Consider the following 24,418-nt stretch of genomic DNA (forward strand, 5'->3'; position numbering starts at 1 on the left):
TTGTCCCCATGGACATTGATGCTTGTTCTTACAGAGATTTCCCTTGCCTACCGTCGAACACATTCACTTCAGTCCGCATGACCTTTCTGTCAAAGACCGCATGATTACCTATTCGCTGAATAGCTCCCGTGCAGTGATCGAAGGATTACCACAAATATTCTGGGAAGACGGCTTGCCCTGGAGAGAAGCCAATCTCTGGGCTATGGAGAGAGTCACCAATGGTGAGGCACTCCTTAAGACCGTTTCTAGCAACCTGAACGGGCTGTTGAACTACGCGAAGTTTTTGGAGAGTCGCAGGCTTCAGTGGTTCGAGTTTCCGTCTCGAAAGGCTGATCGATGTCTTGTTCAGTACCGTGGGGCGCTTATCAAGGCTCGTGATGCTGGTAATATCAGTCCTGCCACGGCTTCCGAGTACATGCGTAACTGCATCAGTTTCTACAGGTGGGTTAGGAGGCGTGGCCTTCTAAATCCGCTATTGCCGCTGTGGAAAGACAAGCGCTATTTCATCAAATACTTTGACCAGGTCGGCTTCGAGCGAACGCTAGCTGGCACCACCACCGATCTGGGTATTCCAAACCGACAACGCATTGGGATCACTTTGGAAGGTGGGCTACTTCCTGTGTCTGCGGTTGATCGAGACGCCATTCTTGATTTCGTTAAACAGAACGCCTCACCCGAGCTTTATCTGATGTTGGCTCTAGGTTTCTTTACGGGTATGCGACTAGGAACGATCTGTGACCTTCGTATCGATACGTTGGAGCGTGCCCTACATGATCCGTCTGCTAAAGGTCTGCTTCTAATATCCGTAGGGCCAGGTGCGTCGCCGCCCGCGCATACCAAATTTGGTGTAACTGGCCAGGTATGGATTCCCGAAGCGTTGTGTTCAGAAGTCTTGGAGTACGCCAAGGGTCTTCGCAGGTTGACTCGCGAGGCATCTGCTGCTGGCGAGCATCAAGACTTAGTGTTCTTGACACGTTTCGGAAACCCTTTCGGACGTCGCAACAGTGATCAATCCTCGGCCATAAACGTTGAGATGTCATCGCTTAGAAAATTAGGCATCGCGTCGGGCATCAAGGCGCTCAGGAAGTTTCGCTTCCACCAATCCCGGTGCACCTTCGGAACTGAGCTAGCTATGCTCGCTTTAGCAAATTGCACTGATGTGGCGATAGTGATTGCGATGGTCAGCAATGCATTGCTTCACGGTCGAAACTCGGAAGCCACCACCTTCAAATACATTAAGTTTGTGCAGGCCGCACCTGCTAAGCAGGCCCTTGCGAACAGCTTCATGACTGCGTTTACAGGAATTGCTTCAAGGCAGGGAGCGAGCAATGAGTAACCTGACGTCTTTAGACCTGACGTTTCCAATGCTTGAGTACGGGAAAACCGAGACGCCATGGGATTTGGCACCGCTTTTATACAGCGGTGGTGCTGGGGCAAAAGTGAAGACCGTGCGCAGTGAAATCACATCAGGTGTTTTAGGTGATCTTTTGCTGGAACGGGTAGAGCTTGTGAAGGAGCTTCATGACTGTTTGACCGACGACCTTGTCGGCGGGGGGAGCCGCTTTTCGGCAAATAACAAGATTGGTGCGTTGAGGAAGTTTTTCCAGTGGGTGGATCAGTGCGAGCGTCCGTTGAGCATTGATACGGTCACGGAGGAATACCTGAGGTGGGCTGAACATCTTTTACAGCGTCATCGCGTGGAAGGATATTTAGCTGCCGGATCGTTATATGACGCGGCAAGTTTAACCGCGACGATGCTCGACCGAGTTCTAGGCCGAAGCTCGACGCTTCTGTACAGCACCCGAATTCGCAAGCCTAGAGGCAACGGAAAGGCCAGTAATGGGAGCGCTGATAAGCAAAGTTTAGAAGAGAGCTTTTCATTTGGGCAATTCATTGCCGACGTCTGTACGTCCCTTACCTATGAAGCTATGACGGGGCCGCTTCCCATCCATGTAGAATTGCGGTCGGGTTCGACGCTATCTATCTGGTGCGGCTTGCGCGATACAGAGAAGGCAGCGTCACGACGGAGCCGACCTCAAACCAAATTCCAGATTGCGGACATCCTTCGAAACCGCGAACTTCGGAACGCTGACGTTTCAATCGAGACTCGATACCCGGCGGTGAATCTACGAATCGAAGCCGAGTTGCTGATGTTCATCGCACAAACCGGCATGAATTTATCCCAGGCGCATCAGCTTCGAATTGACCAATACCATTACACGAGTCATCTCGATGGTTACCAAGTGCGGTCTTACAAAAATCGCCGTCAGGGTGAAGTGCTGTTTGACGTTTTCTCAAGCTATAAGCAGTGGTTCGAACGCTACATTGAGTGGCGAAACACGTGGTTTCCAGACGATCCAGATGGACTTCTTTTCCCTCTCGTCCGTCCTGGGGGACGTCTCATTTCAGAAGCTCCCCAGTTCACGGCTACTGCGCGCGTTTGCACCGATTCAAATGTTCGATTCGTTCGACCTCGTAAGCTCCGGGGTGCGCGTATTAATTGGCTGTTACGTGAGTCGCAACGCCCCGAACTGGTGGCCGAAATCGCACAGCACACTGCTGAAACTTTGATCCGTGTGTACGCCGAGCCCAATCCGCAAATTGCGATGATTGAAATCACACGATTTCATCGGCAAGCAGATCCCGTCGTTTGCTCACCTGCTCCAGGTACTTGTGTCGCGCCGATACCAGAATCGGTCGTGTATGCTCCGACTAATGCTCCTGAACCCGATTGTATTAACGCAGCGGGTTGCCTTTTCTGCGTCAATCATCGGGATATTGAAAGCGAGGATCACGTCTGGTCTCTGAGTAGTTTGCGAGTGCTCAAGAGCTTGGAGCTAGTTAGATATCGCCCAGCTTGCAAGGATAGATCTGACGAGGCTGACCATCCAGCAATGCTCGCAATCGAGCGTCTGAGTGCGAAGTTACGGTTTTTTCAAGAGAGTAGCGAGGTGCGTCGGCTTTGGGTGGATGAGGCACTGGCCCGCATAGCTGAGGAGGACTATCACCCAGCTTGGGACGGATTTATTCGGCTTGCGGAAGTTACAGCGGGGCCTTCCCTATGAACATGCTCACGACGTTAGGGCTTTCTATCGAGTCGCCTCTCGCTGTTCCTGGGGCATCGAATTACCGTCCAGAGAGCTGGCCTCCGCCACCTGATTGGCCGGTCGTAATTGATGCACAGGGCAAAGTAATAAGCCGTTGGGGCGATCCAATTTGGAGGCTTGATCCATGGGCCAAGAAGGCACTGACGCTGAATTTTGGTGATGGGCCAGTCAAAAAGTCAGCGGCGCCAATCAGCTCAAAGAACGCAAATTTACTTCGAATCATCACTGGCTGGTGGCTATATGGGCCGTATGGCGCTCGTGGCTGTAGATCCCTTAAGACGCGTTTCGACCAGATGCGGCGGCTGTTTGTTCTTTGCGAAGAGTCAGGAATACTTGCCAGCGAATTAAGCCACTTTCCACGCGTATGTGAGCGGATCCCTACCTTTCTTAATACCTCAAGAAAAACCGAGTTTCTGACGTTAATGCATGAGCTTTACGCGTCCAGGGATGCCGTAGGGTTTACGTTGCTGGATTCAGGCTCCCTGACCCGTCTGGCTGCGCTTTTTCCAACTCACTACACAGCTCAAACACCGTACATCCCTCCGCGTATTTGGCGCTATCAAATCACCCGGTTGCGAGAGTGCCTTGATGACTTCCTGTCCCATCGAGAACAGGTTGAAGCTTGTTATCGGTTCTGCTTCGCGGCCTACGAACATAACCAGAGGGTTTCGGAGAGAACGGCGTGCGTAAATGCCCCGCCTTTTAGCGGCCATAAAAATCAGCTTTCGGGCTTTAAAACGGGGCTTCGTTTTCTCGGCGCGTTTGCAGATACCGCGAAACGCTTCGGCATCTTTGAGCTACTTGAACGTTGGGTAGGTCGAAGTGGCGACTTGCAAGTAACAGCGCTGACTAGCTATCTGAGACTGGTCAACGGCGCGGGATTAGCTTACATCCTTAACTTCAGTCTCATGCGGGTCGAGGAGGCATGGAATCTTCGAGCAGGGTGCCTTGACATAGAGCACGACAAGAGCTTCGGCGACATTTTTTTGTTACGTGGGCAGACGACAAAAACGCTCTCTGATAGCGACGCCGTTTGGGTCACATCCCCATCTGTGACAGTCGCAGTGAAGGCGATGGAGGTTATTTCTCTGTTTCGCTCACTACACGCACCTCACGAAGTCGCGAGAGTTCTCACCGGGCGTTACTTGACCGATTTTTCTTACGAGCCTTGGAGTTCGTTGCGCAATAAAGGTAATCACTCACTGAGGCCGAGCATTCAGTCATATTCCGATCTTTTGGTGAAATACGGGAAGCTTTTTGACTTAGAGCGTTTGCGTATCACGCCTGAGGATTTGAAATTGGCCCGGCTAGCTACCCCTTCATTGCCCGAGGAGTATCAAGTGGGTGCTGTATGGCCGTTGGCCTGGCATCAGTTGCGTAGAACTGGGGCAGTGAACATGCAAGCTTCCGGGCTTGTAAGTGATGCTTCGCTTCAGTACCAGCTCAAGCACGCCACACGAGCGATGAGCCTTTACTACGGACAAAATCACTCACGGATACGCCTAGAGGAGAAGGCTCACACTCTGTACGTTCGCACAATGTACGAGACGCTTGGAAGAGAGTTACAGCAGCTTACGAGTGAGCGTTTTGTCAGTCCCCATGGAGACAAACGAAAGGCTGAGATCGTTCGGCTGATTTCGCCAGAGGATGCGAAGAAGATGATTGGTTTGGCAAAGAAAGGCACGATCGCCTGTCGCTCGATAATTCTTGGCGTTTGCTCTAGTCGCGAGCCTTGTCCGTACGGTGGAATTGACAACATTGCCCATTGCGGGGGCGGTGATTCAGTGGATGCAAAACCTTGCCCTGATGTGCTGTATGACTCAGAACGATTGGGCGTGGTAGATGATCTTGAATATGTACTCAAAGAGCGGCTTGCTACTGCTCAGGATGGGAGTCCGCTAATGGAATCGTTGATGGCTCAACAGCGAAGCGTAGAGAGCTTCCGTCGTGTCGTAGGGAGCGCAAATGGACGTTGAACTCCCTACTCGCCGCAGCGCGGCGGATCAATATCGTGACGCTTTTGAGCGCCTCAAACTCAATAGGCCACAGCTTCTACCGAAGGGGACACCGGTCACTCAAAACAACGTAGCCAAAGAGGCCGGGAGCGATCCGTCGGCGCTTAAGAAATCTCGTTTCCCGAGTCTCATCGCAGAGATAAAAACCTACGTGGAACAACATGCGGAGGAACGGCCTCCTTCGTTGAACAAGGTAAATCTTCTCGCCCGGCAGAAAAGCCGCGCCCTGCGTGATCGGATTGAGCAAGTTGCCCGGCAGCGTGACCAACTCGCAAGCTTATTGAGCGAAGCGGATGCGAAAATCCTTGAGCTGTATGACCGTATCGCTGAGCTTGAGCGACAGCTGCCTGCGTCGAATATAATTTCGTTGGATACGCGCGGGCCGAGAAAGCTTTGAGATAACAGTGCGCATGCAGCTAGTCACCTGGGTGTAGGGGCTGGCCTATTCCGACCACTCTGCTGCTACCTTGATGCGGTGAGCCGGAAAGAGATGACCTGCTAGATTGAGGCATCTCAGCCGGCAGCTCCGGGCTAGCTGCTTCCTGTCTACTGGCTGCGATCCGCCGATGGAAACAGGCAGGTAAGGGTCGATTGCTGCCTGTCATTTACAGCTGCTACAGGGTAAGGATGTCCAGCCAGCGCCTCCAGCACAGTGCCCATGCTTTACAAATACGGTGTACCAGCCAAAACCCGCAGGCACGATCATATGCACCCTGGGTACGTACGACCCGCGACTAGCAGCTAGGCGTAGGTTTTTTTGATTGGCAGGCAAATTTCGCGGCAGTTCATTGCCATTGCCATGTTTGGCTCCTTTTACGAGCATTTCGTCAGTCCGTCTTGCCCTAAGCATTCGACCGCTATACTGTACATATGAACAGCTACTTTGGTTGAATTATATGTCGATTGATTATCTCGGGCACATTGATACTCCAGGGCAGGCCTTGCCGCTTTACTCGTTTACTGTCCCATCAGGATTTCCTTCACTAGCACAGGATCACATCGAACGAGAGATATCGTTAGACGAGCTTCTAGGGCTATGTCTGCCTCAAGTTTTTCTGGCTAGAGCTGGTGGCGATAGCATGAAAGGCGTCGGGATTTTCGATGGTGATCTAGTCGTAGTAGACCGAGCTATCGAAGCGAAACCTGGCTTAATAGTCATCACCGCGCCAAACAATGAGCCGCTTATCAAGACGCTTTGCAAAGATGGGGAGCAGCCTCACTCCGAAAACGCTACCTTCGCGCCCAGATATATTTTTGAAAGCGATGAGCTGCTTATCTGGGGAGTGGTTCTCTACAGCATTCACAGTCACACCCATGCAAGAGCCTAAACCGTGCTTTGCCCTAGTGGATTGCAACAGCTTTTATGCAAGCTGCGAGCGTGTCTTCCGGCCCGACTTGGCCCGCGTTCCCATTGTAGTTCTAAGCAATAACGATGGCTGTGTGATTGCTCGTAGCGCCGAAGCAAAGCCATTCATCAAGATGGGCGAGCCCTACTTTCAGATCAGAGACAAACTCGCGCAGCACGGGATTGTGGCTTTCTCTAGCAACTACGCCCTCTACGGTGATTTGAGCCAGCGAGTGATGACCGTTATCGACAGTCTGGTTGTAAATTCGATGGCCTACAGCATCGACGAAGCATTTTGTGACCTAAGCGGAATGACTGTGCCATTGGAGCAGTTGGGCCGGCAAATACGCTCGAAGGTGCTTCGTTACACCGGCATTCCTGTGGGGGTAGGTATTGCCGGAACCAAGACACTGGCCAAGCTCGCAAACCATGCATCAAAGCGTTGGCAACTCCAAACCGGTGGTGTCGTAGACATCACTGACTCAGTTCGCCGAGACAAGCTGTTAAAGGCCTGCGACGTCAGCGATGTATGGGGCATCGGTAGAAAAATGACCGAACATCTTAAGGGAATGGATATCAACACTGCTTGGGACTTGGCCAAGGCCGATCCCTGGACTTTACGTAAGCGGTTCAGTGTATTGGTCGAGAAAACCGCTAGAGAGCTTCAAGGTGTTCCCTGCCTTGAGATGGACGAGATAGATCCACCGAAGCAGGAAATCTGTTGCAGCCGAATGTTCGGAACCCGTCTTACTGCTATCGAACCTCTCCGAGAGGCCGTCGCTACGTATTCAGCCAGGGCCTGTGAAAAGCTAAGGGCGCAAAACTCTCTCTGCAAAAAGGTACGGGTGAGCATACGCACCGGCATGTTCAATCCCGACGAGCCCAAATATGCTCGCGGTGTTATCTGTGAGCTGCCATATCCAACGGACGACACACGGGTCATCACAAAGGCTGCGGTCGCGGCCCTGAGCGAGCTGTTCCAGGAGGGATTTAAATTCAGCAAGGCGGAGATACTGCTGATGGATCTGCGGCAGCCTAACGAATTCACCGGCGACCTTTTCTCTGTTTCTCAACCTGAAGCAACCGAGAAAGTCATGAGCGTGTTGGATGCAATTAACGGTAGGTGGGGCAGGGGGACACTACGTGTTGCCAGGGTGCCCTCAGATCCTGCTTGGGGCATGCGCAGGGAGATGATGAGTCAGAGTTTCACTACGCGTGTTGATCAGCTCTGGACGGTGTACTGCAAGTGAGGCGACGGTGGCAATGACAAGAACTGAATCGCGACGGGTTCCGTAGACACATCCATGCATCAAAGTGGACTGCCCCCGGCACCGTAGACACCTCCAGCCTATGCTTGGACTGCCCCCTGCATCATAGACATCTCCAGCCTATGCTTTGAGCATAGGAGGAAGTCTATGAGCACCCAACGATTCACCTCGGAATTTAAGGCAGAAGCAATCAGGCAAGTCATCGGTAACCGTCCGGCCAAGGCACCTACCGAACTCCAGCATTAAGGGCGATGGTGTCCGCGTATTTTTAAGCGGACACCATCGCCCTTATCGCTAGGACTTTCATGCGCCAACGAAGCTCTTACCCCAAACCATTCAAAGCCCAGGTCGTCCAGGAATGTCTGCAACCCGGAGCGACGATTTCCAGCGTGGCCATCCATCACGGCATCAACGCTAACGTGATCCGCAAGTGGCTACCTGCTTACCGGGATCAATCGCCTGCAACCTTGCCGGCTTTTGTTCCAGTAAAAGCGGTACCAAGGCGAGCAACAGAAGAAATGGTCACCATCTCGCTGCCTCTGGGTGATAAATCCATCACCGTAAAGTGGCCAGCCTCGGATCCGGACGGCTGCGCGTGTTTTATTCGTGGCCTGGCCCAATGATTCGTGTCGATGCCATCTGGCTCGCCACCGAGCCCCTGGACATGCGCGCCGGCACTGAGACCGCGTTGGCCAGAGTGGTCGCAGTGTTCGGTGCGGCGAAGCCGCACTGCGCTTACCTCTTCGCCAACCGCCGGGCGAACCGGATGAAAGTCCTGGTGCACGATGGCGTCGGTATCTGGCTGGCGGCGCGGCGCTTGAACCAAGGTAAGTTTCATTGGCCAGGCATCCATCGTGGGATGGAGGTCGAACTCGACCCCGAACAACTCCAGGCGCTGGTGCTTGGATTGCCTTGGCAACGAGTCGGTGCGGGCGGCGCAATTACATTGCTTTAAATGCTCCTTTCAGCTTTAGCACTCGGACGGCTTTGGTAAAATCCACGGCATGACTTCCTTGCCCGATCTCGACCAAATGACTCCCGAACAACTGCGCGCACTGGCTGCGCAGTTGATGTCCAAGGTCGACACCATGGGCCGAAAGATCCATCGTGATGAAACGATCATTGAACAGCTCACTCACGAGATCGCCATCCTCAAACGGCACAAGTTCGCCAAGCGCAGCGAGCAGATCAGCCCGGCGCAAGGCAGCTTACTTGATGACCTGCTCAATACCGACCTCGAAGCCATCGAGGCCGAGTTAAAAGCCCTTCATCCAGCGCCCGCAGAGACAGAACCACGCCAGCAACCCAAGCGTGCGCCGCTGCCGCCGCAGTTCCCTCGCACTGTGATCCATCACGAACCGGACAGCACTCAGTGCGCGTGCGGCTGCCAGCTTCAGCGCATCGGTGAAGATGTCAGCGAAAAGCTGGACTACACGCCGGGCGTGTTCACCGTTGAACATCACGTCCGTGGGAAGTGGGCCTGCCGGCAGTGCGAAACGTTGATCCAGGCGCCGGTGCCGCCGCAAGTAATCGATAAGGGCATCCCCACGGCGGGCCTGCTGGCCCACGTGATGGTGGCCAAATTCGCCGATCACCTGCCGCTCTATCGACAGGAAAAGATCTTCGGCCGTGCCGGCCTGGCTATCCCGCGCTCAACACTGGCGCAGTGGGTGGGTCAAACTGGAGTGCAGCTTCAGCCGCTGGTCGATGCACTGCGCGAAGTGGTGCTGGCCCAGCGCGTGGTTCACGCCGATGAAACGCCGGTACCAATGCTGGCACCGGGCGAGAAGAAAACCCACCGCGCCTATGTCTGGGCCTACAGCACGACGCCGTTTTCGGCCTTAAAGGCCGTGGTCTACGACTTCAGTCCCAGCCGTGCTGGCGAACATGCGCGTAACTTTCTGGGCACCTGGAACGGCAAGCTCGTCTGTGATGACTTTGCCGGCTACAAGGCCAGCTTCGAGTTGGGCATCATCGAAATCGGCTGCATGGCCCATGCGCGCCGCAAGTTCTTCGACCTGCATGTCGCCAATAAAAGCCAATTGGCGGAGCAGGCGCTTCACTCGATTGGCGGGCTGTACGAAGTCGAGCGACACGCCAAGGAAATGAGCGATGAAGACCGTTGGCGATTACGCCAGGAAACAGCGGTGCCCATCGCCGAAAAACTGCATGAGTGGATGCTGGCCCAACGCGAACTTGTGCCCGAGGGTTCGGCTACGGCCAAGGCTCTGGATTACAGCCTCAAACGCTGGATAGCGCTGACGCGCTACCTGGAAGATGGTGCTGTGCCCATCGACAACAATCAAATCGAGAACCTAATCCGGCCGTGGGCTCTTGGCCGCTCGAATTGGTTGTTCGCAGGCTCGCTACGCAGTGGCAAACGTGCCGCAGCGATCATGAGTTTGATCCAGTCTGCGCGGCTCAATGGGCATGATCCATATGCATACCTGAAGGATGTTCTTACACGCCTGCCGACGCAACGGGCGAGTGAGGTTGATCAGTTGTTGCCACATGGGTGGACGCCTACCTAACCACGGAAGTGGATTTAGGTAGGCGCTATTCCGCTAGTTATAGGATCCGAGACGGATCAGATCCAATCTAGCGTCCAGCGGATTCAGCTTTGGCAGAATCTTATCCGATTACCGAAAGGGTCATAAACCTCCAGAACCTGCCCCCATCCCTGCTGGACAATATCCGGACGACCGTATCCGTACCGTTTGCCAAGTAGCTCATCACGAAGCATTTCGATATTTTGCATCGGAACAAATATCGTCGACCCTGGACTGGCATCACCATGATGTTCGGACAAGTGGAGCTGTAACCCGTTTCGATTGATCCCTAAATACAGCGGTAGATCCGCTTCGAATCGGTGCTCAAACTCGACGCTGAAGCCCAGAAAATCAAAATAAAACTCGCGGGCCTTGGTTTCGTCAAATATTCGCAATATGGGAATTGCTTTGTCGAATGTGACAGCGGGTTGAGGATTTTCATCCGGAAGCATCGCTGATGCTACGTTCCAGTCCTTATAGCCCAGTTGCTGTGCCACCAGTTCGAGTGCAACGGAGTGCGACACTTCCTGATTGCGCTTCTCCAACGAAGCACGCAGGCTCTTGGCCATCTGTTTGGCTTTCTGGATTGAAGACATTATTTCTCCTTGAGTCGAAGCATTTTGGTGCTCGCCTTGCCAAACCTCGACCATCAAGAGAGATACGATGTGGTTTGTATAAATATGCTTTCATCTTTCCTTTACGGAGCGAGCGGCTGGCAGCATCGGCCAGCCCTGATCATACACAACCACTAATAAAGGCGAAAGTTTGTGCCAGCAGGCCGCGTAAAATCACGCAAGGTGGGTTAACCGGGCGCATACAGTCATCGAGCGCGGATACTCTGTTGCAGACATCGCCGAGCGCCTCGGAGTCTCAAGCGTAAGTACGTTCAGAGGGCGAACATGTAGTTTGGAGTCTCGCTAAGCCCGGCGGGTGATATTCAGTTCGGCATGACCTACGATGCATCTTGGGTTCGCTCCGCCGCGCTGGATGAGCTGACCAAAGGCATGAAAAGTCCCATGCGGATGGAGTCCGTGATCAAAACCCCAGAGAGGAGCTTGCGAGTCGAAAAGTCAGGTCGCAACGATCCGTGCCTCTGCGGGAGCGGGAAGAAGTACAAGAAATGTTCCTTATCCTCACTCCAAGGCCTGGGGCACTTTGTGCCCCATATAGGAGATTTCACTTGAGACGTGTCTTTCTCGACTCCCGAGCTATGTCATCCCTACTAAATTGCCCTTCCACAAAGGCTGTTTCTAAAAATCACGTCAGATTGACCGTGTGGGAGGACAGTTGAGACTGGACTTCAATCAGTCGCTCGATATCATTGCGCCACCATACAGGAAGTGGCCATATGACATCGCTCGCGGTATCTATTCACGGGACTGAGATTCGCAAAAAGGTGCAGAAGGGCCTGAGCGCCAATTTGCTTCGAGCAATGCAGGTCGCCGGCAGTCGAGATGACGGCAAGCCTAAGAAGCTCAGTCAACAACTACTCTCCGATACGTCCGGAGTAGCTCGCTCCACGATCAGCAAATACCTGACACAAGAGTCCGAAGCGAATCCAGACTTGGAGACTCTTTGTCGACTCGCGGCCACGCTCAACATCTCACCAGCACTTTTGCTTATGACTGAGGACGACTGGCTACACCTGGCACATGGGTTACCGGTCGGTACTCGGCGGGGGATCGTGAGTTGATCGCCAAAGAAGTCCGGCTCTTTGGTGGCAATTCCATTCTCAACCTGTTCCGCAAGGACGGCGTTCCATATCAGGAAATCGTCGAAGACGTTGCCAAGCATCTGAAAGTCAATTTTGGCAAAGACCCCATCAACGTCATTGAGCAGGAAATCCTCGGAAAGATTCTGTCCCGCGCGTTTGAGCAGATGTCTGAAGAAGAGCGCAAGATCATCCTGGATGAGTTGGGTGTTACCAGTTTTTCCACCGCAGGGCCCGCTGCCGCTATTGCCACGATCTGCGCTGCGAAAGCGGGTGGATTCGCAACCTACAAGCTCGCTGCCATCGTTGCCAACGCCATTGCAAAAGCCATCTTGGGTAAAGGTCTGTCCTTTGCCGTTACTGGCCAGATGATGCGGACAATCAGTGTCGCGATCGGCCCGATTGGCTGGGCTATCACCGCGCTCTGGACAGCTGCTGATCTGGCGAGCCCTGCCTATCGTGTGACCGTTCCTTGTGTGGTGCAGCTCGCTTACATGCGCCAGAAAGCGATCATGGCTTTGAGTGCAAAAACTTGCAGAAACTGCAATGCCAGCATGGTTTGTACTTCTCGCTTCTGCTCCGAGTGCGGTACTCCTGCTGCGGCTTGATCAATGGCTGGGCACTGCACAGAGTTCCCTCCGCATTATCGAAACGGCCTACGGGCCGTTTTTTGAGGTGCGTGTCGGCATTGTTGTTTCTGGCTTCGTCCAATCTCCCCTTGGTTATTGACCCCGCTCATAACTCTCATGAGCAGCAAACGTCGAAACTTTGGTGCGTTCGGGTAGGGTGATAACGAATGCTGTCACGTGGGTGCAACTATTTGCCGGGTGCCCGAGAGGCGTAAGTAAGCAGCGCTCTTTCCTGCATGCGGGTCTGCAGGGCTGCAGGGTGTACCCGATAAACGCCTCGCGCCACACGTACCGTGAAGTGCTTGTAGGTTGGGCTATGTTGCCCAGTCCGCATTTCTGAATTTGAAAGGAAGCACCCCGTGTAATTTGGACTCAAATTCGGGAAGGCCGAAATAACCTCTTGGCGCGTGAAGTCGGTTCCATTTCCGATGAGGCCACCAATGATGGCATCTACCAGGTCTGTGCGAAGACTCATTGTTTTTCTCCAGGGGCAGGTTGATCAGGGGAGCGTTTATAGATCGCTTTGTTAGCGCTATTACGAGTTTCCCATTCGGCCAGGCCGGCACTCTCTGCTTCCTTGCGGAACCGCTTTCCGAACGATTTTCTGTCGCCGGTAGACATCGAGCCCCATGTCTGCGGTGAAATCACATCGTCGAGAGTAAATATCTCGCCGACCTTAAACTGCCGGACTTTTTTGAGGCATGCCTCGAGAACGTCTGCTACGACAACCCCCACGAACGACGGCTGCTCAAGTGCTTCGCGCAGCAATTCATCAAGCACGGTTTCCACGGAACTGTTGGTTTCTGCACTCCGTGAAAGGAGAGCAGCGAGGATGTCATTTTTTACTTCAATATTGATGTTCATAAGTGAAAACCTTTTATCTCATCATTTGATGAGATAATGCGCTGATTAGGTATGGTTTTCAAACCTTTCATGATGAGAGATACATGATTTTCTTGGGGTTGGAGGCGGTAGGCAGAGAGCGGGCGGGGTTCGGCAGCCCTGTATTAAGCTCTAGGAGCACACGAGTCAGTGGATGGTGGCACCAGTTTTCGGCCATGTATGCAGTGTTGATGGCTTGCGTGTAGCCCAACTGCGCTCTTGAGTCGCCTCGGGCGAGTTCACTGCTCTTCGAGATCTTAGAGTGGTGGATCTATCGAAGTCGCTCCCTGTTCCCAGCCTCTTCGATCCAACACTCCAGAAGCTTTGTAGTGGTCAACTAATCCCGGACACTGCATTAAGTTTTTTCTCGGCCTTAGCGGGCGCGAGCCCGCCATTTAATGTTTGGCTCGGGAACATCGAATTCACGATTCAGTGTATTTGGAATGTCAGGCCGCTCGACCGTTGCTTTTTTGTAGGCATGCGAGCCGGGCTGCTTGCTGATCAACCCCCAGTTCCCGCATCAAGCCACGTACCTTGAAACGCCCGATCTGCTCGCCATCATCCTGCATCATCGACACGATACTGCGGCTGCCAGCAGCGCTTCGGCTCTGGGTGAACAATTCGTTGACTCGACTGCGTAATCGAATTCTCTCGATGCCCGGAGATCGCCGCCTGAGGCGATGGGCGTAGTAAGTCGAACGGTTGATTTCGAACACCTCGCACAAGCAGTCAACAGGTTCATGGGCGCTTAGCTGATGGATCAGCGCGAACGCTCGAGATCTTCCGACATCAAGAGCGCGGTAGCCTTTTTTAATATCGATTTCTCTCGTTCGAGACGGGCGATTCGGGCTTCCAGCTCCTGGATCTTTTGCTGCTCTGGGGTCAGCGCCTTGCTCTGAGGGGTGACACCAGTGCGCTCCTGCAGAAGCTGACTAACCCAACGGCGCAGGGCCGACTCGCCAATCCCGAGTGAACGACTGGCTTCAATGAAACTGTAGTTTTGCTTGAGTACGAGGTCGGCAGCCTCGCGTTTGAATTCAGCGGAAAAAAACACGACGTTGTTTGGTCATCTGACACCTCGATATGGCGAGCATTCTCGCCTAAATGGGTGTCCGGTTTCATTAGACCACTACATTCCTAAGGCACTTTTTTGATGAGGCCTCAGCCCTGATTGTTGAAACGATGCAGAAGATAGAGGCAGGAGAAAAAGCTTTTGAAATTGTGCAGCACGAGTTTGGTGATGGCCGGCATGAGCGTTTCCTGTTTGACCTTGAGTATGGGGGTAAGCATTCATCGGTCGATTTTGGAGACCTGGGCCTTCAGAACTAAGGTCAACGTCAATCTACGTTTGGTAAGGGTTTTGAAGCGTCCTTCCCTAGGGGCTTTCTCGGGTGCGGTAGTGGAGTGCTTCCACATGCCCAGGACTACGACCTCATCGTCCTTTTCAATGCCTTTGAGCCACGCAGGATCCCTGGCCCAAATGCTCACCTCCAGGCCAATGCCATTTTCGGCGTCATCCGGATCGACTCGGAACTTGTTCATTTGCAGGTTAAAGACGTTCTTGGTTTTGTCACCCCTGATCTCAGTCCTGACGCTGCTCACCGCACCCTGAATCGCGATGGGGTGTTGAACGGCGTTGTGCGACACTGCGTAATACGCTTCTGCGTGGCGCTCCGGCTCGAAATAGAACTGATTCCAGGCGACCTTCACATTACCCTCGAAAACCAGTTCCAGATGCTGTTCGATGTCCTGGTCTTTGTCACAGAGTGCGCGGAGCTTCAGGGCTCGCTTGGCGGAGTTGATGTACGCAGGAAGAAGATTTGGGTTGTGGGTGTAAGTCCGACCCGCTGTAGCCCGAGTGCCCCCATCATCCTCGAAATTACGGCCACCTTTTTCTAGGGCTTCCTTGATCATGACCAGACGCATCCGGTAACGATTGTGCTGGATGCTTTCGATCAGATCTTCGGAAGTGCTTGCAATCTCGGTGATTTCCTCGTCCACCCCGAAACGACAATTCGCGGTGTGAGCACCTTTGGGGTAGAGACGAAAATAGCCCTGAACGAAAACAGACTTGTCATACATTTCCCGGCTGTATGGCGGGTTGTGGGTGACTGGAGTGCCACACTTGCACTGCAGGGGTTCGGCACCGGTTCCCTTCGTGTACGTGGCAGCTTCCCAACGATCGCCATTCTGGTCGAAGGCGTGATCCATTTTGATGCCCATGCAAACCCCTCATGTCAAAGGTGGATTAAGTCCAATCCTCATATCGAGCATAAAGCCACGGTCATCCTGCCGAAGACTGCGTGGTAGCCGATACGGTTGTGCTCCAGATGTTACGGACAGCTCTAGCGTCCTAGTTTCTGGCTATAGGCCATCAGTGTACCGATCGAGGGCTGATCTTCAAGCCACATGGTTCGGGGTAGGGCTGTAGCTCAAACCAAAGTGTGACCGGATAGACTTGAAGGATTATGGAGTAGAGGTTGATGACGTTGGGTACCCACGCATAAAAGCTGTAAGTCGATACGCCGAAACGTGCTGCCACATCAGCGACAGGCAGCTTCTTTTCGATCACTTGATTGACCGCTTGGATTTTGAGTTCTTCGGGATAACGTGGGTTGCTTATGGCACCTCCTGATTGGCCTCAGTTTAAGGCAAAGAGGTGTCTACGAAACCCGTGGTGATTCAAACAACACGCCGCCACTAACCTAAATTGCCGTTATTCCTTCTGCCAGTACCGATAAACCGTGGAACTGGCCAATCCAAGCCTCTGCGTCACCTCCGCCTGACTCAATCCTAACGCCTTCACTTCTCTCACAGCATAGGTATTCTTGGTATTGCCAGGCTTACCCGAAGGCCTCTTTTTCAGCTCTTTGCCCACAAACCGACATCGAAGAACCTACCGCGCCTGATGTCCACAAATCGTTTTCATCGGTCGTGCCCGGTTCAATAGGTCATTTATGTGATTGCCATCCTGCAAGTAATACGGAATGAAAGCTTAGTGAAGAGAGGTCAAGTGGAAAGGAAACGTGCCTGAGAGGTAGATCATTATATCGGTAATTTCAGCGCTTACCGTTAATGAGGAGCCTTGGCAAGATAACGTTGTACTGTTGACTTAGAAACGTCCAATTCTCGTGCTATCTCTGAATTAGATAGTCCGTTTTGTTTCAGCTGTGGAGCAAGTTTTAGCCTTTCACTTGCAGCGAGGTTAGAAGGTCGTCCATGTTGGAGTGGCATACCGCCGCTGGAGATGAGCTCGAACACTCCAGTCTCTTTCAGTGTCTCTATCTTCCGCGAGATCCGCTCCAATGCCACATCTGTCGCCTCCTTAGAGAGCAAAGAAGTTGTTAGGAGCATTAGAACAGTGGGCTCAGTGTCTAGCATTTTTGAAATTTTCATAAACATTTCGATCGATACGTTCCCTTTGCCGCGCTCCACGCGGCTCAGGTAAGAGCGATCAATTAAGGGTAGATCGTCCTGGGACATTCCTGATTTCTGTCTCAAGGCCCTGACAACGGCCGCAAATGCTTGGCTGAGAGACATTTATGATCCTCTACAAAACAGAGGATATAGCCACATTGCGTCGACCCGTAACACGTCATATAATCCTCTATCTGGGTCGATTGATTTCTTCATCCATGTGAAGGGAATGCCCGAGGTAGTGTCGCATCCGTGAGCTTTCCTAAAACTGATGCGCTTAAACATATGACATGTATTGACGGGAATGAAGCATGGAGTTCGAAAATATCCAAGCAGCCAGCGAGCTCCTCTCCACCACCGGAGAGCCACACTCTGGATCTGGAGAAAGCCAAGAAGCGCTAATTCATATCGCGCAGACCCGCTTCCCAAACAAAGGTTTTTGCATCGTCCAGCAGTGGACAATCGTGCGCGCGATAGCGAGCGATGGGGATCTCACCAAAATCCACGTTCATGGCCACCTGCCGCTCTTTGTTTTCGCCGAAAAAGTCATCCTAGACAGCCGAGGACGCTTCGATTACGGACATTGGGTGCGCAGCACCATGGCCATTTCATTCCAAGATGGCTTTCTCTTTGAAACCAAAAACACTGTGTACGTTTTGATGGGAGACGGCGACGAAAAGTCAGCCCGTCTCGCCGCGATACTGTCTCTTTATCAATGATGTCAGCTGCAACTGCGGTCTGTAGATCCACGGGAATGTGAAATGTTTAGAAGTCATGAAGCCTTTGCCGACGGCACCCATAATATCTTTGGGGATGGGTATTCAAACTGGCGGATATTTGAACGCCACTTGGCTCATCCTTGGTATCACGTCGTTCTTGAAGAGTGCTTGGATGGCAAGGTGTGGCCACGCACCATGATGATTAGTGACATCGATATGCTCGACGAAATACTTTCTCAACAAACCAGCGAGTTTGTCATTACGGAAATTCAGGTCGTCACACCCGGGTGGATGAACAAAACCGGTAAATGGATCATGGAGGGGCTTTCTGGGTTGCTGGTGGGATATGACTCCACGGGATGTCGGGTATGTCTTCACAACATAGATGACGAAAAGGCTTATACCGATGCCCCAGGTCGTCTTATTGATGCTCACTCTCTCAAAGGGCTTCGAGTGATTTTTTAATCCTAGGACGTAAATGCACCCTTTCCTTGCAAGGCGAGTCAGGCTCGGAGGCCTGCCGCCGCAGCGGTGTCCAAAGTACAACTAAATCGAAACTGGTCGTCTGATATGAAAATTCAGATTTACTCTGATCTGCACCTCGAGTTCGCTCGGTTCGATCCCATCCCAAGCGACGCGGACGTAGTGATTCTCGCCGGCGACATTGATATCAAATCGCGTGGAGTCTCATGGGCGAACGACACATTCAAGTGCCCTGTTATCTATGTGTGTGGCAATCATGAGTATTACGGTGGGCACATAGGTCACACACTGCGAAAAATGAAAGATGCGACATTGCCCCATGTGCATGTGCTCGAAAACGAGATGCTCATTTTCAATGACACTCGCTTTTTGGTCACAACTGGCTGGACGGATTATTCGGCGACGGGTGATGTGGTTGCGGCAAAGCGCGTGGCTTGGGATTGTATGAACGATTTCTTGGTGATTCGAGCCGACCTGGATTACAGGCGCTTACGTCCAGACGATTTGGTCGCCAAATCAATGAGGGCTCGCAGCTGGTTAACCCAGGAACTCGGTAAACCCTTCGACGGTAAAACAGTGGTCGTCACACACCATGCACCCGCGTTGGATCATCTAGGTGACGTTCACACCGGACATCTGGCTGCAGCATATGCGAACGATTGGTCAGAGCTACTTAGTAAGGCTGATCTGTGGATACATGGACATACGCATTTTGCAGCAGACTTCCTCAAGAACGGGTGCCGAGTGGTTTCAAATCCGCGCGGTTACCCGGGTCAAAGCACAGGCTTCGATCCTGAGTGCTTGGTGGTGGTTTGAGGGTGAATAGATCTCGTCAGTGTCCTCCATTGGGCTCGGAGTTGATAGATCGAAACTAGCCGGTGTGAGCTTGCTCGAACGGTTGATATTTAGTGTGAATCTAAGGTTTTTGAATGGTCACTTTGAATGAAATCTCGCAGTTACTATACGGAACCGGAGATGAGTCGCCTGGCTGGCAGTTCTCTGAAGAAGAACTGATCTCTTTGGCAGCAAAGACATTCCCGGGCAAAGCATTCTGTGTGGTGAAGCAGTGGATCTTGATCGACCTCACCGTGACGTCGGTTTAAAGGGAAAAACTTACGAGTCTTGGTCTACTTCCCGCGACATTTTTCGCTCATGAAATCGTCCTAGACAGTAAAGGTCGTTTCCAGCCAGCCATGTGGGCACGCAGTAACTTCGGAAAATCTTTCACTGAAGGCTGCATGTTTGAAACCAAGAGTACCGTCTACCTCCTTTTAGGTTCAGGTCTGAGAAAAGAGGCAAGCATTGGCGCTGCTTTTTCCATGAAAACCGGGTAATCGACGGTCAGCACATATACATAATGTGTAATTTTGGAGTTTTGGCCGGATGCTAGAAATCATTGAAATTGAATTACAGGGATTGGTGAAAGAGTGAGAAATTGCATCAGTAATGCAATCGCTGCAAGGCCACCAGTCGCTACGAAAGCGCCGCGCTATGAAAAAATCTCAGCAAGATAGGTTCCCAGTGGCAAGCCGAAGATCATGGCGGCAGATACACCAGCAAATATGGCAGCAGTAGCCTTTGGGACAGGCGAGAACGACGAATGCCAACATCACAGAGAGGGGTAGCTAGTAGCTACTGTTTTAGCCGCTCTATCGAAACAGTTTTGCGTTACGCCGAGCCAGTTCTGCATGAGCCAGGCGCTAAACCTCGAGCATACAGACCATGCCGGATCTCAACGCATGCCGTGCGTACCAGGGGCCCAGCGTCGCGTCTTGATGGCAAAATGATGCTGCTCCGAGTACGCTGAGCCATCTTCGGGTGGTGGGGGTAAAACGTGAGTCAGTTCCTGTTAAGTTTCGCGAGGATTCATCTGACGGATAAAACCGATGGCTACCTGGCGCTTCTCTGGTGCATGTACAAGGCTAACCAGCAACGAGGTCGGTATACGGAGCACATCAAGGCCTATCTCTCCTCTTCCGCTGACCTGATGCTGCAGTTGAATTTTCAAAGAACAGCCGTTCGCTTCAAAAAGGTGTTGGACGCCAAGCCAGAGCTGAATTGGGTTGCGCCCTCTGGCCTAAGTTCGTTGGCTTTCTTGCAAGTAAAGAATTTCAGGGGATTCGGTGAACTGTCAGCAGAGGACAAGGGCTGCCTTTTGCGATTCAGCAAAATGAAGAACATTTTTTATGCACCCAATGGCGGAGGAAAATCGTCATTGTGTGAAGCTTTGGAGTTCGGCACGACCGGTCATATCAAGGAAGCAGATAGACGAAAGACCAAGCTTAAACCATACGTATCGAGGAGAGGGACAAAAATGAGTCTCTCTCTGATGGGTAGAGACAAGCTGCCCGTGACCAAAAGCTTGGCCTGGTCGAGCTGTTTTATCGACCGTAACCGTCTTCAAGAATTTTCGTTACTTGGCTCGAAGGACACGGGGAGTGCCGAGAGTGATGTTCTGGCCAGCCTGATTGGCCTCGAAGAGTTCCAAGAGGTCTTATCGCGGTTCGTGCGTCCGGAGAGCTTCAACCTCTCTCAGTTCCTTCGACGAGACCAAGCAGAAGCATTGGCGCAGATCCAAACAGATCGTGCGAGTCTCATAGCCGAGCGTCAGCAAAACCTTGCCAGTATCGAAGAAATCAATCGTCAGGTTTGGACTCACCTTGACCTTAAGCCGGATCAGCATGCGAAAACGCGTCCACGATTTGCACTTCTTCGAAAGCTGATTAACACGAAGATCCGTAAAGCTGAGCGGTTGAAGCTCCAAGAGCTACCTGCCACTGACGCGCTGTCTCGTATCGAACGCGCCGCTCAAGCTGCACACTATTTGCTGAGTCGGAGGGAGAAAATCACCGCCGGATTTTCCAGAAACGCAGCAGCCATCAATTACCAAGCGATCTATGCTGCAATCCAAGCACTTGACGAGGCTGAATTTCATGATGTGTGTCCCGCTTGCTCTACGCCTCTGAGCCAGGTCGTCGAACAGCCTTATGAGAAAGCACAGCGTGAACTACAGGCGCTAGGGGCATTGGAGAGGCTGACGATTGCTCAAAAGCGTAACGATCAGCGCATCGTTCGAATGGCAGTGGAAGTCGCTGCCTCAGTGACTGCAATAGAAAGCAATGCTCGGAAGGGCATCACTACTGTCTTGCCCCTGCTCGACCTCCAAGAAGCAATCGCTCAATTTGATGTTGCCTCCGACAGGACTGAGGTTGCACCTCAGGTTCTGCGCCAATTTACGGCGCTCATGATTAAGGACACCGCTGGTGTTGCTGCGTACCTTGATGCATGCATGAAGAAACACGAAGAGGTCGCTCAAGCAGGTGCAGAGGTCAAGCGCTTAGAAGAGGAGGCTTCACTGCTCCAACAAAAGGTCAATACCATCCGGGAGCTGTCGACAGACAAAACGACATATCAGGGATTGATCAAAGCTGCAGGAGTCAAGATCGGCCAGCTCATTGTTCGTAGAACTGCCCTGAAACACGACGATGCCGACATTGCCCGCTTCAACAATTTGATTCGTCAGGTGGAGGTGGAATATGGAAACCTTTACCGCGACCTACTGGGCTACAAGTTGTCCCTTGAGAAAGAACGCATAGCGGGAATCGAGGTAAAGGCGGCCGAGTATTACAGGGCTATCAACGATCATGACGATGAGCACGAACAGATAGATTCTCTTCGGTTTGAAAAGGTAAGCGATAGCTACCGGATAAAGATCCAGAATGCTGACGGATCTTCACATGATGCTTTCTCTATTCTCAGCGAGGGACATCTTCGCGCATTAGGCTTGTCGCTCCTTCTGGCAATGGCGGAGAAGAACAAGTTTCCGTTAATCGTCTTCGACGATGTGGTAAACGCGATCGACACTGACCATCGCTCGAACATCATCGACCTGTTCTTTTCCGATTCTTACCTCAAGCGTACCCAGATGGTGGTTACCACCCACGACCGCCTTTTTTGGGAACGATTCTGCATCATTGCCGAGCGGCATCCCCAGGCCGATCAGCACTCCAGCTGTGTGCTCACTTACACGAACAGAGGTATCGTAGCAATTCACCATGCTGGCGGATTCCAGGCCAAGGTGCATGAGGCATTGAATGTCTATGACATTCGTCAGGCGCTGATCTACTGTCGGGTCTGGTTTGAATCCATTGTGATCGAGTATTGCCTTGAGAACGCTGTAGCCGTCACGGCTCAATTCGGCAAATCTCAGCTGAAAAAGAACAACTATCTGCAGGTTAGTCTGGAAAAAACGTTCTCTCTCGTGGAGCCACATTTGGCCTACGATCCGCAAAATTTTGACCTGATCAAAAATGACCTTGTGAACTGGGGAGGACAAAATCAGGAGCACCATGCGTTCGACGAGGGTAGTCTGAATTTCGTGCACTCTAAAACCAGTCGAGAAGTGATCAGGATTTACGACGCAATTCGGCTGCTCGAATGCCAGCTTTTTCCACATAAAAAGCAGCAAACGTGTGAGGCCTTCTTAGCCGAGGTTAACGGGAAGATAACCGAGTGGGCAACGAGACTCGAAAGGCTCGACAAAGCACCTCCTCATGTGCGCGAGGCCGCCCAACAACGCTTGGGTCTCTTGCGCAAGAGGGGTGATGAGCTAACACAGGAGATTACATATATCGCCAGGTGCTTGGAGGGAATGTCCCGACTGAACTAGCTACAGTACCGATATGGAACGGCTTGTAGTAGCTGCGATCAAGGAGGCAGCACACCGCAGAAACCCTCAAGCTTGCGTGTATTACGGAGACAATCTGCGGCAGGTTGGGGAGTTTGGTGAGGCGGAGGAGATGCTGACTTTCGGTGCGACTTCTGAGCAGTCACAGGCCTATCTGGGCTTGTTCTTTCTCTACAGCACAGCGGAATCACCTTGCTACTCTCCGGAGAAGGCTATCGGCATTCTTGAAAAGGGAGTGTCCCGCGACGCCCCAGATTGCAAGTTTCAGCTTGGTGTCGCTCTTCATGATGGGGAATTAGCAGCTCAGGACAAAGCTTGTGCATCGCCAGATGCTAACCGAGGCTGCCCAGCAGGGTGTCAAGCGTGCTGCCGCATACCTCAATCTCGTTGTTGACGATACCTTTCAGCGACATCTTCAGATGGTGGGGCTCTCACTTCTGGCCAGCGTCATTCTGAGCGAGACAAGTACAAGTCATCGGTCATCGGCCGTAATGACCCTTGTCCACGTCAGTCAGGCTCAAAATACAAGAAATGTCACGGTCGATGATTGATGCATGCTTAAGGTGAGAATTGTGAAGCTTTGCCTTCTACCTATATTTGAGCCAGCTTCGCCCTTGGAAAGGCTGCAAGCTCCGATTTAGACGCATTTTTGTTTGCACCACCCATCTCGCGTTGCCATCATCAATGACCTCTTGGCCACTGCGGTGGCATACCTTAACGGCAGAGATGAAAGGAAGCGTAGCTGATGCACATGACGTCCCTGAGGGCCCTTCACCAAAGCATGATCGCGATTCGCTCAGACGTTCAGCAGTTTCAAGTGAACCGCGGAGCAGCCAGTTTTGACTGCCTCTTTTCAACCCGGGACGATCCATTCGTTCTGGCGATGACGTCTCGAGGAAATGCACCGAAATTTTTCCGGTTTGAGGTCGAGCGAGGCTACCTAATCAAGAATTACCTAGGTGGCATGTACGGAGATTTGCTGGCGGTGTTGCGTGTTGATGGCACCACAGGGCAACGGCTGAATCCCTTAGTGTTTCTGGGGCAGTTCAACGACGCTTTACCCACTCAAGCCACCGCGCAGGCGAAACCTAAGCCCTCTGAAATTGTGCGTCTAAGGCCCGATATTGTAGAGGAGAGGGACAAACCGTACTTCGATACCTGGACGCGTTGGGATCCACAAGGCAACCGCCGTCCTAGCGCAGAGAATCAGCATAAAACATTATTGCTCCTCGGTCGCGATGCGCTTGCGTTCAGTCGGCAGATGAATGCCTCCTCTCGGTGGAGTGCTACTGATACAGAACGTGAATGGCAAGATAACGCACGCTAACATTTTGCGTTGACAAACTTCTCAGCTCTCACTGCTACACGCCTTTTTTCATAAGCTTCACATCGATAATGCAATGCTCTACTTGGGGGGGGGATCATGGTCGTTTGCGAAGGTCAGCTGAGCAGTGAATTCAAAGGTTTTGAAGACCAAAATACCGTTTTCGAGTTTCACGGCGGTCAGAAGTGGAGGCAGGTGCTGTACTACTACGCCTACATGCCCAGGGTGAAGGTTGTCAGGGATGGCGGTAGGTACATCCTGCACGTTTCCGGTGTTCAACCA

The 24,418-nt window shown here is 52.4% G+C and carries 22 protein-coding genes and 3 pseudogenes; 19 read left to right on the top strand and 6 right to left on the bottom strand.

Annotated features, from left to right (window positions below):
* Nucleotides 1-22: 22 nt before the first annotated feature.
* From PPTH39_RS00665 to tnpC, 9 genes are all read left to right on the top strand, one after another.
* On the top strand, nt 23-1,336 hold the full coding sequence (locus PPTH39_RS00665) for a site-specific integrase (protein WP_130871379.1): 1,314 nt from the start codon (nt 23-25) through the stop codon (nt 1,334-1,336).
* The gene (locus PPTH39_RS00670) at nt 1,329-3,065 is read left to right on the top strand and encodes a site-specific integrase (RefSeq protein ID WP_130871380.1); all 1,737 of its coding nucleotides are present in this window, start codon (nt 1,329-1,331) and stop codon (nt 3,063-3,065) included. The genes PPTH39_RS00665 and PPTH39_RS00670 overlap by 8 nt, the downstream gene beginning before the upstream one ends.
* On the top strand, nt 3,062-5,083 hold the full coding sequence (locus PPTH39_RS23615; RefSeq protein ID WP_130871381.1) for a hypothetical protein: 2,022 nt from the start codon (nt 3,062-3,064) through the stop codon (nt 5,081-5,083). The genes PPTH39_RS00670 and PPTH39_RS23615 overlap by 4 nt, the downstream gene beginning before the upstream one ends.
* The gene (locus PPTH39_RS00680) at nt 5,073-5,519 is read left to right on the top strand and encodes a hypothetical protein (protein ID WP_130871382.1); all 447 of its coding nucleotides are present in this window, start codon (nt 5,073-5,075) and stop codon (nt 5,517-5,519) included. Before PPTH39_RS23615 ends, PPTH39_RS00680 begins: the two co-directional genes overlap by 11 nt.
* A 499-nt stretch (nt 5,520-6,018) precedes the next feature.
* Nucleotides 6,019-6,450 (top strand): LexA family protein, encoded by a 432-nt coding sequence (locus tag PPTH39_RS00685; protein ID WP_130871383.1) that lies wholly within the window; start codon nt 6,019-6,021, stop codon nt 6,448-6,450.
* Complete coding sequence (locus tag PPTH39_RS00690; protein WP_130871384.1) at nt 6,437-7,717, top strand: Y-family DNA polymerase; 1,281 nt, start codon at nt 6,437-6,439, stop codon at nt 7,715-7,717. The genes PPTH39_RS00685 and PPTH39_RS00690 overlap by 14 nt, the downstream gene beginning before the upstream one ends.
* Nucleotides 7,718-8,040: 323 nt before the next feature.
* Entirely contained in the window at nt 8,041-8,358 is a 318-nt protein-coding gene (tnpA, locus tag PPTH39_RS00695) for an IS66-like element accessory protein TnpA (RefSeq protein ID WP_098950582.1), read from the top strand.
* Nucleotides 8,355-8,690, top strand: a complete 336-nt coding sequence (tnpB, locus tag PPTH39_RS23620; protein WP_065874732.1) for an IS66 family insertion sequence element accessory protein TnpB — start codon at nt 8,355-8,357, stop codon at nt 8,688-8,690. Before tnpA ends, tnpB begins: the two co-directional genes overlap by 4 nt.
* Nucleotides 8,691-8,739: 49 nt before the next feature.
* A complete protein-coding gene (tnpC, locus tag PPTH39_RS00705; protein WP_098950583.1) occupies nt 8,740-10,266 on the top strand; it encodes an IS66 family transposase in 1,527 nt (508 codons plus the stop codon).
* An 83-nt stretch (nt 10,267-10,349) separates the two neighbouring features.
* Here the strand turns inward: tnpC and PPTH39_RS00710 are convergent, their stop codons facing one another.
* Nucleotides 10,350-10,880: a glyoxalase superfamily protein gene (locus PPTH39_RS00710; protein WP_065874734.1), complete on the bottom strand. Its 531-nt coding sequence runs from the start codon at nt 10,878-10,880 to the stop codon at nt 10,350-10,352.
* 426 nt (nt 10,881-11,306) lie between these two features.
* On the opposite strand from PPTH39_RS00710, the gene PPTH39_RS00715 reads away from it, so the two are divergent.
* The 3 genes from PPTH39_RS00715 to PPTH39_RS00725 all read left to right on the top strand — a co-directional run bounded on the left by PPTH39_RS00715 (nt 11,307) and on the right by PPTH39_RS00725 (nt 12,603).
* Entirely contained in the window at nt 11,307-11,468 is a 162-nt protein-coding gene (locus tag PPTH39_RS00715; protein WP_232527611.1) for an SEC-C metal-binding domain-containing protein, read from the top strand.
* A 164-nt stretch (nt 11,469-11,632) separates the two neighbouring features.
* The gene (locus PPTH39_RS00720; protein WP_232527579.1) at nt 11,633-11,977 is read left to right on the top strand and encodes a helix-turn-helix domain-containing protein; all 345 of its coding nucleotides are present in this window, start codon (nt 11,633-11,635) and stop codon (nt 11,975-11,977) included.
* Entirely contained in the window at nt 11,974-12,603 is a 630-nt protein-coding gene (locus PPTH39_RS00725) for a YaaW family protein (RefSeq protein ID WP_232527580.1), read from the top strand. Before PPTH39_RS00720 ends, PPTH39_RS00725 begins: the two co-directional genes overlap by 4 nt.
* A gap of 492 nt (nt 12,604-13,095) precedes the next feature.
* Here the strand turns inward: PPTH39_RS00725 and PPTH39_RS00730 are convergent, their stop codons facing one another.
* The 5 genes and pseudogenes from PPTH39_RS00730 to PPTH39_RS00755 form a co-directional block, all read right to left on the bottom strand.
* Nucleotides 13,096-13,488, bottom strand: coding sequence for a DUF1413 domain-containing protein (locus tag PPTH39_RS00730; RefSeq protein ID WP_130871385.1), 393 nt, complete (start codon nt 13,486-13,488; stop codon nt 13,096-13,098).
* Nucleotides 13,489-13,897: 409 nt separating this feature from the next.
* Nucleotides 13,898-14,576 (bottom strand): annotated as a pseudogene (locus PPTH39_RS00735) (transposase); the annotation flags it as partial.
* A gap of 220 nt (nt 14,577-14,796) precedes the next feature.
* Complete coding sequence (locus PPTH39_RS00740) at nt 14,797-15,729, bottom strand: hypothetical protein (RefSeq protein ID WP_130871386.1); 933 nt, start codon at nt 15,727-15,729, stop codon at nt 14,797-14,799.
* 271 nt (nt 15,730-16,000) lie between these two features.
* Nucleotides 16,001-16,129 (bottom strand): annotated as a pseudogene (locus tag PPTH39_RS00745) (transposase); the annotation flags it as partial.
* Between the two features lie 449 nt (nt 16,130-16,578).
* Nucleotides 16,579-17,046, bottom strand: a complete 468-nt coding sequence (locus PPTH39_RS00755; RefSeq protein ID WP_130871387.1) for a helix-turn-helix domain-containing protein — start codon at nt 17,044-17,046, stop codon at nt 16,579-16,581.
* Nucleotides 17,047-17,234: 188 nt separating this feature from the next.
* Between PPTH39_RS00755 and PPTH39_RS00760 the strand changes: the two genes are divergently transcribed.
* The 7 genes and pseudogenes from PPTH39_RS00760 to PPTH39_RS00790 all read left to right on the top strand — a co-directional run bounded on the left by PPTH39_RS00760 (nt 17,235) and on the right by PPTH39_RS00790 (nt 24,139).
* Nucleotides 17,235-17,642, top strand: coding sequence for a DUF6957 family protein (locus tag PPTH39_RS00760; protein WP_130871388.1), 408 nt, complete (start codon nt 17,235-17,237; stop codon nt 17,640-17,642).
* Between the two features lie 42 nt (nt 17,643-17,684).
* Nucleotides 17,685-18,107, top strand: a complete 423-nt coding sequence (locus PPTH39_RS00765; RefSeq protein WP_130871389.1) for a hypothetical protein — start codon at nt 17,685-17,687, stop codon at nt 18,105-18,107.
* 105 nt (nt 18,108-18,212) lie between these two features.
* Entirely contained in the window at nt 18,213-18,941 is a 729-nt protein-coding gene (locus PPTH39_RS00770; RefSeq protein ID WP_130871390.1) for a metallophosphoesterase family protein, read from the top strand.
* Nucleotides 18,942-19,054: 113 nt separating this feature from the next.
* A pseudogene (locus tag PPTH39_RS23820) lies at nt 19,055-19,459 on the top strand (DUF6957 family protein).
* 500 nt (nt 19,460-19,959) lie between these two features.
* The gene (locus tag PPTH39_RS00780; protein ID WP_130871391.1) at nt 19,960-22,794 is read left to right on the top strand and encodes an AAA family ATPase; all 2,835 of its coding nucleotides are present in this window, start codon (nt 19,960-19,962) and stop codon (nt 22,792-22,794) included.
* A 499-nt stretch (nt 22,795-23,293) separates the two neighbouring features.
* Complete coding sequence (locus PPTH39_RS23825) at nt 23,294-23,359, top strand: SEC-C metal-binding domain-containing protein (RefSeq protein ID WP_130871785.1); 66 nt, start codon at nt 23,294-23,296, stop codon at nt 23,357-23,359.
* A gap of 198 nt (nt 23,360-23,557) precedes the next feature.
* Nucleotides 23,558-24,139, top strand: coding sequence for a DUF6037 family protein (locus PPTH39_RS00790; RefSeq protein ID WP_130871392.1), 582 nt, complete (start codon nt 23,558-23,560; stop codon nt 24,137-24,139).
* The last annotated feature ends 279 nt before the right edge of the window (nt 24,140-24,418 follow it).

The sequence above is a fragment of the Pseudomonas bubulae genome, from assembly GCF_900618535.1.
GTDB lineage: Bacteria > Pseudomonadota > Gammaproteobacteria > Pseudomonadales > Pseudomonadaceae > Aquipseudomonas > Aquipseudomonas bubulae.